Source organism: Corynebacterium sp. HMSC073H12 (assembly GCF_001837775.1).
Taxonomy (GTDB): Bacteria; Actinomycetota; Actinomycetes; order Mycobacteriales; family Mycobacteriaceae; genus Corynebacterium; species Corynebacterium amycolatum.
On record NZ_KV834040.1, the window covers coordinates 128363 to 144140 of the forward strand.

At 58.1% G+C, this 15778-nt stretch carries 13 protein-coding genes and 2 tRNA genes; 6 read left to right on the plus strand and 9 right to left on the minus strand.

Annotated elements, in window-relative coordinates; translation table 11 throughout:
- Positions 1-91 precede the first annotated feature (91 nt).
- The 3 genes from HMPREF2708_RS09230 to HMPREF2708_RS09240 all read right to left on the minus strand — a co-directional run bounded on the left by HMPREF2708_RS09230 (position 92) and on the right by HMPREF2708_RS09240 (position 4311).
- Positions 92-946, minus strand: a complete 855-nt coding sequence (locus tag HMPREF2708_RS09230; protein ID WP_070834022.1) for a serine hydrolase domain-containing protein — start codon at positions 944-946, stop codon at positions 92-94.
- A gap of 10 nt (positions 947-956) precedes the next feature.
- Entirely contained in the window at positions 957-2345 is a 1389-nt protein-coding gene (locus HMPREF2708_RS09235; RefSeq protein WP_070834023.1) for a dicarboxylate/amino acid:cation symporter, read from the minus strand.
- A 322-nt stretch (positions 2346-2667) separates the two neighbouring features.
- Entirely contained in the window at positions 2668-4311 is a 1644-nt protein-coding gene (locus tag HMPREF2708_RS09240; RefSeq protein ID WP_083321921.1) for a DHA2 family efflux MFS transporter permease subunit, read from the minus strand.
- A 293-nt stretch (positions 4312-4604) separates the two neighbouring features.
- On the opposite strand from HMPREF2708_RS09240, the gene HMPREF2708_RS09245 reads away from it, so the two are divergent.
- A tRNA-Ile gene (locus tag HMPREF2708_RS09245) sits at positions 4605-4678 on the plus strand.
- 120 nt (positions 4679-4798) lie between these two features.
- Here the strand turns inward: HMPREF2708_RS09245 and HMPREF2708_RS09250 are convergent.
- On the minus strand, positions 4799-5365 hold the full coding sequence (locus tag HMPREF2708_RS09250) for a thymidine kinase (RefSeq protein ID WP_070834234.1): 567 nt from the start codon (positions 5363-5365) through the stop codon (positions 4799-4801).
- Between the two features lie 94 nt (positions 5366-5459).
- On the opposite strand from HMPREF2708_RS09250, the gene HMPREF2708_RS09255 reads away from it, so the two are divergent.
- Positions 5460-6458: a PfkB family carbohydrate kinase gene (locus HMPREF2708_RS09255; RefSeq protein WP_070834024.1), complete on the plus strand. Its 999-nt coding sequence runs from the start codon at positions 5460-5462 to the stop codon at positions 6456-6458.
- 85 nt (positions 6459-6543) lie between these two features.
- Here the strand turns inward: HMPREF2708_RS09255 and HMPREF2708_RS09260 are convergent, their stop codons facing one another.
- From HMPREF2708_RS09260 to HMPREF2708_RS09270, 3 genes are all read right to left on the minus strand, one after another.
- Complete coding sequence (locus tag HMPREF2708_RS09260) at positions 6544-7818, minus strand: PhoH family protein (RefSeq protein WP_070834025.1); 1275 nt, start codon at positions 7816-7818, stop codon at positions 6544-6546.
- A 181-nt stretch (positions 7819-7999) separates the two neighbouring features.
- Complete coding sequence (locus HMPREF2708_RS09265; RefSeq protein WP_070834026.1) at positions 8000-9436, minus strand: FtsX-like permease family protein; 1437 nt, start codon at positions 9434-9436, stop codon at positions 8000-8002.
- On the minus strand, positions 9433-10158 hold the full coding sequence (locus HMPREF2708_RS09270) for an ABC transporter ATP-binding protein (RefSeq protein ID WP_070834027.1): 726 nt from the start codon (positions 10156-10158) through the stop codon (positions 9433-9435). The genes HMPREF2708_RS09265 and HMPREF2708_RS09270 overlap by 4 nt, the downstream gene beginning before the upstream one ends.
- A 117-nt stretch (positions 10159-10275) precedes the next feature.
- Between HMPREF2708_RS09270 and HMPREF2708_RS09275 the strand changes: the two genes are divergently transcribed.
- From HMPREF2708_RS09275 to HMPREF2708_RS09285, 3 genes are all read left to right on the plus strand, one after another.
- Positions 10276-11055: a sensor histidine kinase gene (locus HMPREF2708_RS09275; RefSeq protein ID WP_083321924.1), complete on the plus strand. Its 780-nt coding sequence runs from the start codon at positions 10276-10278 to the stop codon at positions 11053-11055.
- Positions 11052-11765, plus strand: coding sequence for a LuxR C-terminal-related transcriptional regulator (locus HMPREF2708_RS09280; protein ID WP_070834028.1), 714 nt, complete (start codon positions 11052-11054; stop codon positions 11763-11765). The genes HMPREF2708_RS09275 and HMPREF2708_RS09280 overlap by 4 nt, the downstream gene beginning before the upstream one ends.
- A gap of 121 nt (positions 11766-11886) precedes the next feature.
- The gene (locus tag HMPREF2708_RS09285; RefSeq protein WP_070834029.1) at positions 11887-13407 is read left to right on the plus strand and encodes an acetaldehyde dehydrogenase ExaC; all 1521 of its coding nucleotides are present in this window, start codon (positions 11887-11889) and stop codon (positions 13405-13407) included.
- A 191-nt stretch (positions 13408-13598) separates the two neighbouring features.
- Here HMPREF2708_RS09285 and HMPREF2708_RS09290 read toward each other — a convergent pair whose 3' ends face one another.
- A complete protein-coding gene (locus tag HMPREF2708_RS09290) occupies positions 13599-14036 on the minus strand; it encodes a hypothetical protein (RefSeq protein ID WP_070834030.1) in 438 nt (145 codons plus the stop codon).
- A 413-nt stretch (positions 14037-14449) separates the two neighbouring features.
- Between HMPREF2708_RS09290 and HMPREF2708_RS09295 the strand changes: the two genes are divergently transcribed.
- Positions 14450-14803: a hypothetical protein gene (locus HMPREF2708_RS09295; RefSeq protein ID WP_070834031.1), complete on the plus strand. Its 354-nt coding sequence runs from the start codon at positions 14450-14452 to the stop codon at positions 14801-14803.
- A gap of 767 nt (positions 14804-15570) precedes the next feature.
- On the opposite strand, the gene HMPREF2708_RS09300 is transcribed toward HMPREF2708_RS09295, so the two are convergent.
- A tRNA-Asn gene (locus HMPREF2708_RS09300) sits at positions 15571-15642 on the minus strand.
- Between the last annotated feature and the right edge of the window lie 136 nt (positions 15643-15778).

Consider the following 15778-nt stretch of genomic DNA (forward strand, 5'->3'; position numbering starts at 1 on the left):
ACCCTCAAGTTGTCCTTAATCCCCCAGATGTGATTTAACGCTGAGACGAAAAATCGGCGCCGCAAGCGACGCCGACTTGCCCCACATCCTCTTAATCCTCAGCGTGTTCTTCCAGCTCACGCCAGAGTTCATCATTGAAATCCGTCCACAGCGGCTTTGCCCACTCACCGAATGCTCGATCGGTTAAAGCGATTGCCGCCCGTCCGGTTGGACGATGCAGCCACAGGAATGTGCCCGCCTGCCCAAAATGGCCTGCGACATCCTTGGGCATCGAGGCACCAAACCACAGCCCCTGCTTGGAATCGGGGTGCCCGAAGATCTCAAAGCCCAGACCCCAATCGGCCGGACGTTGCATACCATAGCCCGGCACGACACCATTCAGCCCCGGGAACTGCACGGTCAAAGCCTCAGTCACGGTATCGGGATGCAGAACAGTCGGGGCGAGAATCTCATCGACGAAGGCCATGAGATTAGCGACGCTGCTACGCGCGCCATGCCCTGCCGAGCCATCCAGCACGGAATCCGCCATTCCCAGCGGCTCAAACACAGCCTGGCGCAGGTATTCACTAAACGGCATCTCTGCCTCCGCGGCGATTACATCGGCGATGATGTCAAAACCGGCGGAGGAGTAAATACGCCGCTGCCCTGGCTCTTTTTCCAGCTCACGGCTGGCAAACCCCACCCCGCCGGCGTGCGCCAGTAGGTGACGCACAGTCGCACCACGACCGGGTGGCGTGAGCTCTTGATTGAGCTCCAGCGCGCCCTCTTCGACGGCCACAAGCATTCCCACGGCCGCCAACAGCTTGGTCACACTGGCCAGTTCAAAAACTCGGCCGCTATCACCGTGGGTGTGCCAACTGCCATCGTCGGCACGCGCGGCAGTCGCGACCGCGTCGACTGGCCACTGGTCAACTTGCGCTAGAACAGAGGGCTTCCAAGAAGTCATGTCCTCAAGACTACGCAAGCGCGGCAGACGTGGACTTCTCAGCAGGCGCGTCCACAGTGTCGTCCACGGTCTCGTCGTCCGGCTCGTCAGCTGTTTCGTCGGCTGGCGACAAATCGGCGTTGGCGCTTGCGTCCCACTCGTCCTGGTTCCAAATTCCTGCACGCTTTGCGACGACCAACGGGACCACGGCCTGGCCGGTGACGTTCACCGCGGTGCGTCCCATATCCACAATCGGCTCAACAGCCAGCAGGAGGCCGACGCCGGCAAGTGGCAAGCCGAGAGTCGACAGAGTCAGGGTCAGCATGACCGTAGCGCCGGTGGTGCCAGCAGTTGCGGCCGAACCGATAACGGAGACGAAGATGATGAGCAGGTAGTCCGTGAAATCCAGCGGAACACCGTAGAACTGCGACACGAAGATAGCTGCGATAGCCGGGTAAATGGCAGCGCAACCATCCATCTTCGTAGTAGCGCCCAGCGGCACTGCGAAGGAGGCGTACTCATCCGGCACTGCCAGGCGGCGGGAGACCACACGCTCAGTGACCGGCATGACGCCCATCGACGAACGGGTGAAGAAGCCGAGCGAGGTCACCGGCCAAACACGGCGGAAGAAGTCGATCGGGCTAATGCCATGAATCTTCAAAATTACCGGGTACACGACTGCAATGACCAGGAATAGGCCAACGTAAATGGCGATGGCGAACTTGCCCAGGCTGCCGAGCGCTTCCCAGCCATACTCAGCAACCGCATGGCCAATCAGAGCCGCGGTACCGATTGGTGCCAGACGGATAACCCACCACAGCACCTTCTGCACGATGGTCAGGAGCGAGCCGGAGAACTCGATGAACGGTTCAGCCTTCGAGCCGACCTTTACTGCGGCAATACCGAAGACAATCGCGATGACCAGCAGCTGCAGAACGTTGAAGTTCAGCGAGCCGGATACAGCACCGTCAGACTCGCTGATCTTCACACCGAGGCCGAGGAAGTTCTGCGGGACAATGCTCTGCAGGAATCCCCACCAGGAACCCACGGAATCCGGTTCCTGTGCGGCCGAGGCATCAACGCCGGAGTTAACGCCCGGCTTGATGACCAACCCCAGCACGATGGCGATGACCACCGATACAAAGGACGTAATGGCAAACCAAACCAGTGTCGAAACAGCCAGCTTGGCTGCACCTGCGACCTGACGCAGGTTGGCAATCGACACCACCACCGCGGTGACCACCAGCGGCGGGATGAGCAGCTTCAACAGCGTGACGTAGGTGCTACCGACCTCGTCCAGCGCTGTGCGCAGCGAAGAGTCATCGCCAGTACTGCGGGCCATGAAGCCCAAAATGAGACCAATAATCAGGCCATAGACAACTTGGGCACCGAAGCCGGTCGCCCATTTAAATTTATTCACTTTTCCTCCTGGGATTTTATTTCTCTGAAAACACTTGTGCCGCGCCCTAAGCCCGTCTGGCATATACGCGTGATGGGGTATCCGGGGCCGCTGGGCTCAGCCTCGAAGAGGTAGGCGCAACGGGGGGGCGGAAGCCCGAAGTGTTTAGCGACAGGAGGAAGTAGAAATTCGGCCGTAATCGAGCCAACGCCGCTTTGTGAGCATTTTCATGTTGGTCATTTCTAACTTGCAAGTCCGGTTAAGAGACAAACGATAAGACTGCCACGATTGATGTTGTGACACCAATTCCCAACGCGGCCCCTCACCCGAATATTCCAAGTAGCTAACTCGATTTCTCAGCCTGCTTGCGCAACTGCAGCACCTTCAGCGAGCAGAGGAAGCCTACAGTCAGCGCGCCGACAGCGGAATACAGCGCAAACTGCGTGGCATGTGCAAACGCATTTGTCAGCGGGATCAATACACCGTCGGGAGCACCCTGCGCGCGCAGACCAATCAGCATAGATCCGGCAGAATCCTTCAACCCTTGCCCCATCTGCTCCAGTCCCGGCGACAACTTCTCAATCTCGCGATCCAGCCCAATCGTCAGCGACATACCACCGAGTGCCGCACCGAGAGCAGAACCAATTTGGCGGATCGTCGACTGCGTCGCCGACGCCTGCCCCGACAGACGCACCGGAATATCGCCGAGCACCAGCGAGGTCAGCTGCGCTGATGCCAGGCCAAGCCCCAGACCGTAGATAATCAGCGCAAACACAACGAGCCACAGTGGCAGATCAACACGCTCTTCCGCCGCCAACTGCAGCGAGCCGAAGACCTCGAGGCCAAGCCCCACAATCACCACACCGGCCGGGGTAATCCGGGCCGCCAGATGACGCGCCATGGCACCTGCGAAAAACGCGCCGAGAGCCATCGCTGCCAGGACCAGGCCAGTTGCGATCGTCGACAAGCCAATCGCCGACACCAAGTAAAGCGGCAGCACGAAGACCAGCGCGAACTCACCCACCGCGACGAGCATCGCCGTGGTATTTCCCCAGCTGAACGTGGCGTAGGAGAACATCGACACATCCAACAGCGCAGGATCCGCGTTCTTTCGACGACGATTCTCCCACAGCACGAAGGCGACGAGCACCACCGCACCAACTAAGAGCGTGACGACGGGCGCGGAGGGAAAAGCAAACCCAATCTTGGCACCCTGAATGATGCCGAAGACCACGGCACCAAAGCCGATTCCAGACAGCACCAGCCCCACGACATCGAAACCACCAGCGCCATTGGTATCGCCCGCGGTGTTCGGTACCCAACGCAGAGCAAGGATAAAGAGCACCACGGCGATGGGAACATTGACCCAGAAAATAGCTTCCCAACCAGCGAATTGAGTAAGGACGCCACCCAAGAGCGGGCCGACTGCTGCGGCACCGGACATGACCGCACCCCAGATGCCGAATGCGGTGGCGCGATCTTTGTCACGGAACAGTGCGTTAACGCTGGACAGTGTCGACGGCAGAATGCACGCGCCACCAATGCCCTGGATAACGCGGGCTATGACCAACGGGGCCAAGGATGTGGAAAGCGCGGCCACAACGGAGCCGACCGTGAAGATGACCAGACCGACGAGGAAAAGCGTTCGACGGCCGAAGCGGTCCCCAGCACGGCCGGAGGTTAGCAGCAGTGCAGCAAAGACAACGGAGTAGATCGTGGTAATCCACTGCGCGCCCACGATGTCGAGACCCAGCTCCGAAATGATGGTCGGCAGTGAAACACCGACAATGGTGCCGTCGAGGACGATCATGCCGAGACCAACCGCGAGCACGAGCAGGCCCCACCAGCTCTGTGGCGAGGCTGCGAACTCAGCGATTTGCTCATCGCTGGCAATTGCCGTGACGGCGGCACCCTTCGCTTTCGCCGTGGCGCCGGGTTGTGCGTCGGCTGAGACGTCGGCGCTGCTCAAGGAAGGTTTTGCACTCATAGGATTAATGCTAGGAGTGTCCAAGTACTGATTCATCAACCGAAAGTCGTAATTTTGCCGACAGTTTTACGGAGCAACTTTGGTTCGTTGAGCACGGGAGACGCTTTGCTTCATCGAGCTCAGAGATGAGGGCATCGAGAACGCGGGACAGCTTCTTTGAATCCGTGCGATGGCAGCAGAACCTGCTGGTTATAGGGCTTTTATCACCGCACGGTGGCAGATTGCTATGATGCTATGAGGCCTCGGGCACTGATTTACGGTGCTTAATTGCCGCTTCACAGCACTCGAGCCTTGCCCCTATAGCTCAGTCGGTTAGAGCAGAGGACTCATAATCCTTTTGTCCCAGGTTCGAGCCCTGGTGGGGGCACTAAATGCCCTGGTGGGCGAACTTCCACAGTTCAACTGCCAGGGCTGTTCCCTTTTTGTTCCCTATTTTTCGTCGCGCGTTTTCTTGTCGCACTCTAATCTCGGAACTGTCCCAGCCCGCTCACACCCACTTGCCTGACATCCGGTTGTAACAGCTGGCACACAGGGAGATGTACTTCGGCGCTTCGAGCGCCTCAATTTCCACAGTCTCACCGTCGAGAATAATGCTGCCGTCCGAGTGCAACCGCGCAGTAAAGATGGCCTTCTGGCCACAGGTGCAAATAGTCTTAATTTCCTCAATGGTGTGAGCGACTTCGAGCAGGCGCTGCGAGCCGGGAAAGGCGTGGGTACGAAAGTCGGTACGCAGTCCGTAGCAGAGCACCGGGATACCGCGAAGGGTAATGCCCAGCAACTGGTCAACCTGGTCAGGGGTGAGAAACTGTGCTTCATCGATGATTAGGCAATCGTGGCCGTCGGCAAGCGAGGAGAGGTCATCGCCGTCGTGGATGAGGTGCGCGCGTTCCGCGATTCCGATGCGGGAGTGCACGTCGCCGTCAGCCAAGGTGTCGACGGCCGGCTTGGCGATCAACGGTCGCATATCGCGCTCGCGGTAGTTGTGCGCGACGCGGAGGACCTCGATGGATTTTCCGCTGTTCATGGTTCCGTAGCGGAAGTACAGTTTTGCCATAGCCATCGATTGTAGGGCATCGATTCGCGGGCTCTGACGGCTGTAAACTCGGGCGACCAACACGGATTTGAATTCCCGACTATCCTATATTTTTATGCAGCCGATTCCTGACCTGAATGAGAATCCAACCGTTGTTGTATGTGGCTCTATCCACCTAGATACCCTGGTACAGGTCGATAGCGTACCCGCCGAAGGTGGCACGCTCATCGTTGATGACGGCACTAATTCGCTAGGCGGTAAGGGCGCTAACCAGGCCGTTGCCATTGCTTACGACGGTGTCCGCGCTGTCATGGCCGGCACGGTTGGCGAGGATCGCGCTGCGGATGTCGTAGTCGAGGAACTCAACGCACACGGCGTGGATGTCCACTCCATTCAAACCTCCTGGGATTTGCCAACCGGCAGCGCTTTCGTCGCAACAAATCGGCAGGGTCGACCGGTCATTTTTGTCCAGCGAGGCGCTGACGCGCTGACCGACCCCACCGATTTCGTCGACGAGTTCGCATCAGCGGATGTCGTGCTCGCACAGGGCGAGCTGCTCCCGGAAGCAACTGAGGCCATCGCGTCCGTCGCATCCATGTATAACGCGCGACTAGTACTGAACCTCAATCCGGTCACCACCGTTACTCCTGCGTTGATTGACCATGCTGATCCGCTCATCGTCAACATGAAGGGCGCCTGGGAGACCATTCGACGCCTGGACATCGCCGAAGGCATCCTCGCCACCGACTACCGCGCACAGCTCGAGGCCCTACTGCAGTACTGCCCCAGCGTCATCATGCTCCGCGGCGACCACGGCTGCCTCTTCGCCCAGCACACCGATGGGATTGACGATGAGCCGACAATTTACGAACAGCCCGCGCTCAAACTTCCAGAGGAGAAGATTGTCGACGGCACCGGTTCTGGAGATGCGTTCGTAGGCACGCTCACCGCAGAGCTTGCTAAGGGCACCTCGCTTTACGACGCCGTACCCCTGGCCACCGCAGCAGGTGCAGCAGCCGTACAGGCGGTCGGCGCATGCTCCGCTTTTGCACGTCGCGAAAAACTGTTGGAGATGGTTGAAGCCGAGGACTTCCCCGCTATCCGCGTTTACTAGCGGGTTTCTGAGCGGCGGGTCTGGCTACACGGCGACGGCTTACCTTCCTTCTTACTAGGGACGATGCCTAACACGACCGTCGCCGCTAATCCAGCATGCTGGTCACCAGCTCCGCAATTTTCGAGCGCTCCGAGCGCTTCAGCGTGATATGCGCAAAAAGCTCGTTGCCCTTTAGCTTCTCAATCACCGCTTGCACACCGTCATGGCGGCCGACGCGCAAGTTGTCACGCTGTGCCACATCGTGAGTAAGAATGACCCGCGAATTGCTGCCAAGACGTGACAGCACCGTCAGCAGTACATTGCGCTCCAGCGACTGTGCCTCATCGACAATCACGAAGCTGTCATGCAGGCTGCGACCACGGATGTGGGTCAGCGGCAGAACCTCCAGCATGTCGCGCGAGGCAATCTCATCCATGACGTTCTCCGAGACTAGCCCCTCCAGCGTGTCGTAGACAGCCTGCGCCCACGGGTTCATCTTTTCGTCCTCACTACCGGGCAGGTAACCAAGGTTCTGGCCACCGACCGCGTAGAGCGGACGAAACACCACGATTCGGCGATGCAGTCCGCGCTCCAGCACCGACTCCAGACCCGCGCACAGCGCAAGCGCCGACTTACCCGTGCCGGCTCGGCCGCCGAGGGAAACAATCCCCACCGAGTCATCCAACAGCAGGTCGAGCGCAACGCGCTGCTCCGCCGACCGCCCCTTCAGCCCAAACGCCTCCGTATCGCCCCGCACCAGCTTGACGACGCCCGGGGCGCTCACCCTTGCCAGCGCAGACTGGCTACCGGCGCTGAGCTGCACGCCGCAGTGCAGCGGCTGCTCCTGGACCTGCTCGAGCTCCAGAAAGCCGTTGGCGAAGAGACGATCAATTTCCTCCGGGTCGACGTCCACTTCCACCATTCCCGAGTACCCAGTCAGTACGACGTCCTGGGCGCGGTAATCGTCGGCAGGCAAGCCCACCGCACCAGCCTTAACGCGAAGCGGAATGTCCTTGGTGACCAGCACGACATCATGGCCATCGTGCTGAAGGTTAAGGGCGCAAGCGAGAATACGGTGATCGTTTTCGGCGGTGCGGAAGCCAGCGGGGAGGATAGAAGGATCGGAGTGGTTGAGCTCAATATGCATAAACCCGCCAAGGTCATTGGCGGGCACAGGTCGGTCCAGGTGGCCGTAGCGGTAGCGCAGCTCTTCGAGAAAACGGAGCGCCTCTCGGGCGAACCACCCCAGCTCTGGGTGGTGGCGCTTGGCCTCCAACTCACTCACCACGACCAGCGGAAGCACAACTTGGTGCTCATCGAACTTCTTGGTGGCGTGGGGATCGGACAGCAGGACCGAGGTATCAAGTACGTAGGTACGCATGACTTCAGGCTAAAAGTCAGAGGTAGAAATTACGTGGTTGTGAGATGAATGCTTGGTTATCAGCAGAACCACAATTGGTTACAGGCTTTAATCCTCAAGTTGAACCCTAAGGAACTGGCCGAGCACCACTGCACGGCCACTCCACTGCCCTTTTAAGGGCAACTAGTCGTTGCAATGGCAACTAGTCGTTGTGGCGAATCTGGCGCCCCAGCAGCTTTCGGCGCAGTGGATCGACAGCCAAGGTCACAGCACCAACTGCTAGAACTCCCAACAGGTACGCCAGCGCAACAACAAGTGAGCGTTGGCTAAAGGTAACTTCATACGCGCCCGAACCGAACATGACGGCTCCCAACAGTGCACCCATGGCAAAGCCGAAGATGCTGGTCACAAGCATGGGGAAGAACGTCTGCTTAAAAGTGACCGTGCGATGGAAGGCGATTGGCGTACCAATGAAGTCCAATGCCTTTGTCAGCGAGGCCTCTTCATAGACAGCTGAGGCCTGCGTCAGCACAGTCGATACCAGCAGCAGAATGAAGCCAATTACGAAGGTGATAGTCACACCAGTTGCAATATCGTGCGCGAATGTGACATCTGCAACTTCTTCAATTTTGTCTTCACTCGGCACCATCATTGTGTAGCCAAGCAGCAGGGACAGGAAGGCCATGGAACTTACTCGACGCCACGATTCCTTAGCGTTAGTGGCTACTCGTCGCGTCGCCACAAAATCACTTGAAGTACCGAAGAAGCTGGAGATGCGGGCAACAATCTGGATAAAGAAAGGCGCCACTAGGCCAATTGCCCAGACCATCAGGTACATCATTGCGGCAACACCAATCGTGGTAGCGATGGTCCCGCCTGCGATATTGGAGTTGGCAACCACGTACAGGACAACCGCACCGATGACAACGGCCACAATCATGCGCCATGCCTTCATCGACTTGGGCACTTCCTTGCGGCTAACGCCAAGTGGTGAAATCATCACCCTTCGCAAACCAACCACAGCTGCAAAGAGCGCGAGAAGCACCACTGCTACCCAAACCAGCGGGTAACCCCACCAGGGAAGCAACATGTCCCAGGTATCCAGATAATCATTGTCGAACTTGATCATTGCCCAAAACGGCGCAGTGGCAACTGACAAGAATGTGCCCACCGCAAGCCCAACAGCTGCCAATACGAGGGTTTCGATAATCACCATGCGTGTAACTGCCCCGTTAGACAGACCAATCAAGCGCAGAGTTGCCAATCGCTGCTCACGTCCTGCAGCGCCAAGCACCGCCGACTGTGCCACCAGCGAAACCATTGCCGGAATCACAAAAACGCAGGCCACCAGTGCCAACTGCAGGTACATCTCGCCCGAGCCCTCATTCATGTAATCCTCGGGTGTTGGGTTCGGTGGCAGCTTTGGCTCAGCCTGCCAACGGCGGTAAAACATCGCCGTGCCACCGACGACGACCAGCGCCAACCACGTACTCACGGTCATAGCTACCACGGATAGTGCGGATAACCAGCCGTTTCCCGAATGAGATTCACGCCCGGCGCGCTGTAGTCGCGTGCTCAAGTCCGCCAGTGCACCGGTAGGAATTTTCTGAGGTTTCGTTGCTTCAGTTACGGTGCTCACTTTGTAACCTCCGCTCCTGCCAGCAGGCGGTCATCGTGAATCAGGCCATCGCGGATTTCCACACGGCGACGACACCAGTCGGCCACCTTCACATCGTGCGTGACCATCACCAATGTCGTACCGGTCTGCTCCACCAACGCAATCAGCTGCTGCATCACCTCATGGCCTGTGGACTGGTCCAGCGCGCCAGTCGGCTCATCGGCAAAGATGACACCTGGCTCACCGGCCATCGCGCGGGCAATGGCCACACGTTGTGCCTGACCGCCGGACATCTGTCCTGGGCGACGGCGCGTGAGGTCCTTTAGTCCCAGGCGGCCTAGGACATCGTCGGCAAGCGCCAGTGACTTTGAGCGCTTCTTGCCCTGCAGAATCATTGGCAAAGCGACGTTTTCCCGTGCCGTCAGCTCGGGCAGGAGCTGGCCATCCTGGAAAACGAAGCCGAAGTCGTGCAGACGGAGGGCGGAGCGGTCGGCGTCGGAAAGCGAGTTGACCTTTGTGTCGCCGTAGATGACATCGCCGTCATTCGGCAGCAGCACGCCGGACATGCAGTGCAGCAGCGTGGACTTACCAGAGCCGGACGGTCCCATGACTGCAACGGTTTCGCCGGGCTCAATGGTCAGCGAAATGCCGGTGAGAACGGGAGCGGAATTGTAGGACTTGGTGATGTCGCGGATACAAAGTCGTGCGTTTTTTGGGCTGTTGTTCTCTGTCATGGCACTCATTTCACTCGCACGGACGCGATTTCAACACCGTGTTCACTTTCCTTTTGCGGTAGTGCTAGGTCTACCATGCCGGAAAATAATTCCTCCGCGTTCAGAGCTTTCGTACCATGGGAGACTATGGAGCTGAAGGATTATTTCCGCAAATATATCGGCGCGAACCGCCGCGAAAAAGCGCATAAACGCAGCTACGAGGAATCCGCCGCCGCTCGCATCGCCGAACTTACCGCTTCACGACGCACAATTGCCGAAGCCTTTGAGATTGAACGTCGCCGCATCGAAAATGACCTCCACGACGGAGCTCAGCAATACATTGTTGCGGCTTCAATGAAATTGGGCCTTGCGGAATTAGAGGCATCCAATACGGACAATGAGGAATTAATGCAACTCCTGGCGGAAACTCGCGGCCATTTGGAGGATGGCCTGCGAGCTTTGCGGAGAACAGTCCACGGAATTCACCCGCAGGTGTTGCGCGATCGCGGTCTGCAAGCGGCTGTTGAGGAAATTGCTGAAGGGTACGGCCCTCACGTTGTTGTGCACACTCCCTATCCCCTGCCGGAATTAAATGAAAGTGTGCTCGCGGCAGCTTATTTTTTCTGTGCAGAAGTGCTGACTAATGCGGCGAAATATGCGCCGAATGCTCCTGTTTCTGTATTGCTCACCTCAGATCAAACACTGAATATTTCAATTACCGACCAAGGTCCGGGTGGGGCAAAATTGGGGCGCGGATTGCGTGGCATGAAAGAGCGCCTGGCCACTTTCGACGGTGCGATGACCATGCACTCTCCCGAAGGCGGGCCAACGCAGGTAATAGCCAGAATTCCCTTGATGCTAAATCGCTGGGAATCGGGCATTGGAGAAATGGAAGGCGTGGAGAAGAAAGGTGCGGAGAAAAAATGAAAATTGTCATTGCGGATGACTCGGCACTCCTGCGGGAGGGGGTCGCGGGACTCGTCGAAAAGCGTGGACATGAAGTCATTGCGATGGTCGACACTGCCCACGGCCTGGTGGCGGACATCGATGATCGTTTTGATGACACGGGCGAGTTGCCAGACCTGGTGATAACCGATGTGCGCATGCCTCCCAAGATGAGCGATGACGGCCTGCGGGCGGCGGTCGAGTTGCGCGAGCGTTATCCGCAGCTAAATGTGATGGTGCTGTCACAGTATGTGGCGCCGGCGTATGCGCGTGAGTTGTTCTCGCCGGGCGGTGCTGGGGTTGGTACTGGGGTCGGCTCGAGTGGCAGCAGCTCGAGTGGCGGGACCGGGTATCTGCTCAAAGACCGCGTTGGCCAGGTGCTGGACTTCTTGGGTTCGCTCGAGGTCGTCGCCGGTGGTGGCGTGGTGATTGACCCTGATGTGGCGACGGCATTGATGCAGTCCGGCAAATCGGGGCTAGCCAGTTTAACGGCGCGCGAACGCGAAGTGCTCGAGCTGATGGCACGCGGCAAGTCCAATAAGCAGATTGCCGATGACCTCGTGCTTTCCGGGGCGGCGGTGGCGAAACACGTGTCCAACATCTTTATGAAGCTGCATCTGGAGCCCGGCGAGGAAAACCGCCGTGTGCGGGCAATTTTGGAATTTCTCACGGCGACGTCGGGGCAGATTTAGGGTCGGCAGCAATCGCATCTCTCGCAAAAGCGATGAAAAAATAAGTGTTGATTATGGCACGAGTCACAATTTAGAGTTGGCTCATACGTTTGTTGTTTCCCCATCAAAAGGATGTGTCTACATGACTGTTTACGCCAACCCCGGCACCCCCGATGCCATCTTCACGTACAAGGAGCAGTACGAGAATTTCATCGGCGGTAAGTGGACACCTCCAGTAGACGGGCAATACATGGACAACTCCACCCCGGTTACGGGCGAGGTTTTCTGCCGGGTTCCGCGGTCTAACGAGAAAGACATTGAGCTCGCCCTCGACGCCGCACACAAAGCGAAGGACTCCTGGGCTTCGGTTCCTGCGGCCGAGCGGGCGCTAATCCTCCACCGCATCGCGGACCGTCTGGAGGAAAACCTTGAGAAGATTGCCGTCGCCGAGACCTGGGAGAACGGCAAGGCCATTCGCGAGACCCTCGCCGCTGACATCCCGCTCGCAATCGACCACTTCCGCTACTTCGCCGGGGCCACCCGCACGCAGGAGGGGCGCATCTCGCAGATTGACGACAACACGGTCGCCTACCACTTCCACGAGCCACTCGGCGTCGTCGGCCAGATTATCCCGTGGAACTTCCCCCTCCTGATGGCCGCATGGAAGATCGCCCCGGCCCTCGCCGCCGGCAACTGCATCGTGCTCAAGCCAGCAGAGCAGACCCCCGCGTCGATTCTCATGCTCACCGAGATCATCGCCGATCTGCTTCCGGACGGCGTCCTCAACATCGTCAATGGCCTCGGCACCGAGGCCGGTGCTGCGCTGACCGCAAGCGACCGGATCTCCAAGATTGCGTTCACCGGATCGACTGCCGTGGGCCAGCTAATCAACAAGGCAGTGTCCGACAAGATTATTCCGATCACGCTGGAGCTCGGCGGCAAGTCCCCGTCCATCTTCTTCCCCGACGTCATGGACGCCGACGATGCGTTCCGCGAGAAGTGCATCGAGGGCCTGGCCATGTTCGCGTTGAACCAGGGCGAGGTCTGCACCTGCCCGTCGCGAGCCCTGGTCCACGAAGACATCGCTGATGAGTTCCTGAAGCTTGCGGTCGAGCGCGTTAAGCAGATTAAGACCGGCAACCCGCTGGATACGTCGGTACAGATGGGCGCCCAGGCCTCCCAGGAGCAGCTGGACAAAATCTCCGGCTACTTGGAGTCCGGGCCGAAGGAGGGCGCGGAGGTTCTCACCGGCGGCAACGTCGCCAAGCTCGAAGGGCTGGAAGGAGGCTACTACGTCGAGCCGACAATCTTTAAGGGCAACAACTCAATGCGTTTCTTCCGCGAGGAGATCTTCGGCCCGGTCCTGGCCGTGACAACCTTCAAGACTCTGGACGAGGCTCTCGAGATTGCCAACGACACTATCTACGGTCTTGGCGCCGGTGTGTGGAGCCGCAACCAGAACGACGCCTACCGCGCTGCCCGCGGCATCCAGGCTGGTCGCGTGTGGGTGAATAACTACCACAGCTACCCTGCTCACGCAGCCTTCGGCGGTTACAAGCAGTCCGGTATCGGCCGCGAGAATCACTTGATGATGCTCGAGCACTACCAGGAGACCAAGTGCATGCTCGTCTCTTACGACGAGAACCCGACTGGCCTGTTCTAAGAATCTATCCCTTTGGGGCTAGGCGGTTTGTCGATTCCGATTCACGTCCGATGAAGGTGTCGACAATTGCCTCTGCTCCCCCCCCCCAAAAAAAACGCCCTCCGCGCCTGGCCGGCTACAATGGTCGGCCTTAACCGGACGCACCAGGCGCTGGCGACTCCAAATTTAGAGGCCTAGCTCACGGCCGCCAGCTAGGTCTCTCTTTCTTTCTTCGCTTTCCGGCGCCCCCTACACACCCGTTTAATCGCGGCACTGGCGGCCCATCCGCCGATAAATAGTAGCGGGATGTAAAAGAACACGACATAGGCGACGGCTAGGCCGTCCTGCCCGTCGGGCGGCGTGGTGAGAAATAGGAATGCCAAATCGCCAAGCGCAGCAATTCCTGCGCCGGTAGCTGCTGCGACAATGCTGCGCGCGCTGGTCATCCCCCGGGCCGACGAACGATCACCGGCAAAAACAGCTATTGCTCCGACCAGCACTACTGAGACCAGCATGGACACGATCCACGACGCAATTCCTTCGTCGTAGGCGAGATTGGGCTCCGGCAAGATTAGCCCACCCAAAACACTCCACGCGACCGCGGCGAAAAAGGACGCCAGCAAGGGGCGGGTTATATTGTCGAGCCTCATGCGTCCCAGGTTACGTGAGGAGACCTGCAGCGTGACTGAGTCTCTCTCCCCTCCAACGGAGAATCGAGTTACGCTCACAGGCGCAAAACCCTCCGAGCATAGAGTGGGCTAAGTAGAAAAACCGACAACCCGAAAACTTGCGGGCTGCAAATGTGAAACTGTGCGAGCTTATGACACTTTCAGGCAATTTTCCGGGCCATTTTTGACATAAACGCAGTCAGTAACTCGGATCGGCCCAACGGCACCGGGCATAAACGTGGTCAGTAACTCGCATTGGGGCTAAACGGAAAAAGGCGCCCACCGGCGAAACGCCGACCAGACACACTTTTTGCTACTTAACCCATATTTCGGTTCACGAAGATACCTACGCGCTGGAGAAGCTGGCCGAGGTCAAGTCAGCGCGCAACCTCACCATGATTCTGAATCCTGGTAACCACGATCAGATTCATCCCAAGTTCCAGCCTGCTGTGCAGATGGAATGGATGGGCGCCTTCCAGAATGTCTTTGACCTCATCAGCCTGAATCTCCAGATTAAACAGGGCAAGAAGGCCTATCTCTTCAACCACTACCCCACGCTGATGGATCGGACCGCGTCCAAGAATGCCGTCCGCTGGGCTCCGCACGCTAATCGTTGGACCGGCATCGTTCACGGTCACACGCATTCGTCCGTGACGCTCATGCCCGGTCACGTCAACGTCGCGCCCGAAGCCCACGACCTGCAGATTATCCACAGTTCGACACTCTGGGACCTCCTAGATCAGGTCTAACCTTTAGCTTTACGACGGTCCCCGCGCCCCAGCCCAACCGCGCCACCTGCGGCTTCGGCTGGGGAACTCATAGCGCCCACGTCTCTAAGTACTCAGGTACTGGCTAGCTCGGGCAGCTTTGTGCCCCCCCCCCAAAAAAAAGTGCTCCATCGCCTCCTATGCGCCTGTCCACTTATGGCTTAACTGTCCGCCTATGGCCCAAAAGTGACCTGTGGCGCAAATGTGTACATATGGTCGCGTATACAGAGCCAAACGTTACTGTCGAGCCATACGTCATCTTCGAACCATACGTGGCGTGCTGCCGCGATGCTGTGATGGCTCCTCTTCACCTGTCATTGCGCTATTGGGATTCTAGAACCCCCGCATAAGTGGCGAGTAAGTGGCAAGCTTTCGGCTCCAGCGCTCTGGCCCAAGACTCCAGCGACTTGTGGCCAAGGTATTCACCTATCGATGCGCTGGAGCGTGGCCATAAGTGAATACCTCATCGACATGTGAGAGACCCGGCCAATACCGTGCGCATAAGTGCCGAAAAACCATCGACAAGACACCGACACCATCGACAAGACCCCGAAACTTGGCCATAAGTGGCGGAATAGAAAATAGACCGCTCACTCCCACGGCCCCAACCCCTCAATAACCAGCCGGGGCGCGTCGGGGAAAGACACGAATTTTGTCCTTTGGCCCGAATATTTAATGATTGTTTTAGTGGATTAACACTGCGAATAAAAAACCAGGCCAGAGAAAAACTCTCTGACCTGGCCTAATTGCTCCTCCAGCTGGACTCGAACCAGCAACCCTTCGATTAACAGTCGAATGCTCTGCCATTGAGCTATGGAGGAATAATCACCGCCAAGAACCAGCTAAACCATACTTTGGCCACGCCGTTCCTTGCGACGGATAGATACTTTACCCAGACCCCTTGAAACTCACAAATCGCCAGGTCAAAAGCCAATTTAGGCATCTCATACCCATCGG

Coding starts and splice junctions, on each gene's coding strand:
- HMPREF2708_RS09275 (WP_083321924.1), top strand. CDS start 10,276: ATGGAGCTGAAGGATTATTTCCGCAAATATATCGGCGCGAACCGCCGC.
- HMPREF2708_RS09260 (WP_070834025.1), bottom strand. CDS start 7,818: ATGCGTACCTACGTACTTGATACCTCGGTCCTGCTGTCCGATCCCCAC.
- HMPREF2708_RS09285 (WP_070834029.1), top strand. CDS start 11,887: ATGACTGTTTACGCCAACCCCGGCACCCCCGATGCCATCTTCACGTAC.
- HMPREF2708_RS09255 (WP_070834024.1), top strand. CDS start 5,460: ATGCAGCCGATTCCTGACCTGAATGAGAATCCAACCGTTGTTGTATGT.
- HMPREF2708_RS09290 (WP_070834030.1), bottom strand. CDS start 14,036: ATGAGGCTCGACAATATAACCCGCCCCTTGCTGGCGTCCTTTTTCGCC.
- HMPREF2708_RS09270 (WP_070834027.1), bottom strand. CDS start 10,158: ATGAGTGCCATGACAGAGAACAACAGCCCAAAAAACGCACGACTTTGT.
- HMPREF2708_RS09230 (WP_070834022.1), bottom strand. CDS start 946: ATGACTTCTTGGAAGCCCTCTGTTCTAGCGCAAGTTGACCAGTGGCCA.
- HMPREF2708_RS09240 (WP_083321921.1), bottom strand. CDS start 4,311: ATGAGTGCAAAACCTTCCTTGAGCAGCGCCGACGTCTCAGCCGACGCA.
- HMPREF2708_RS09295 (WP_070834031.1), top strand. CDS start 14,450: ATGATTCTGAATCCTGGTAACCACGATCAGATTCATCCCAAGTTCCAG.
- HMPREF2708_RS09280 (WP_070834028.1), top strand. CDS start 11,052: ATGAAAATTGTCATTGCGGATGACTCGGCACTCCTGCGGGAGGGGGTC.
- HMPREF2708_RS09250 (WP_070834234.1), bottom strand. CDS start 5,365: ATGGCAAAACTGTACTTCCGCTACGGAACCATGAACAGCGGAAAATCC.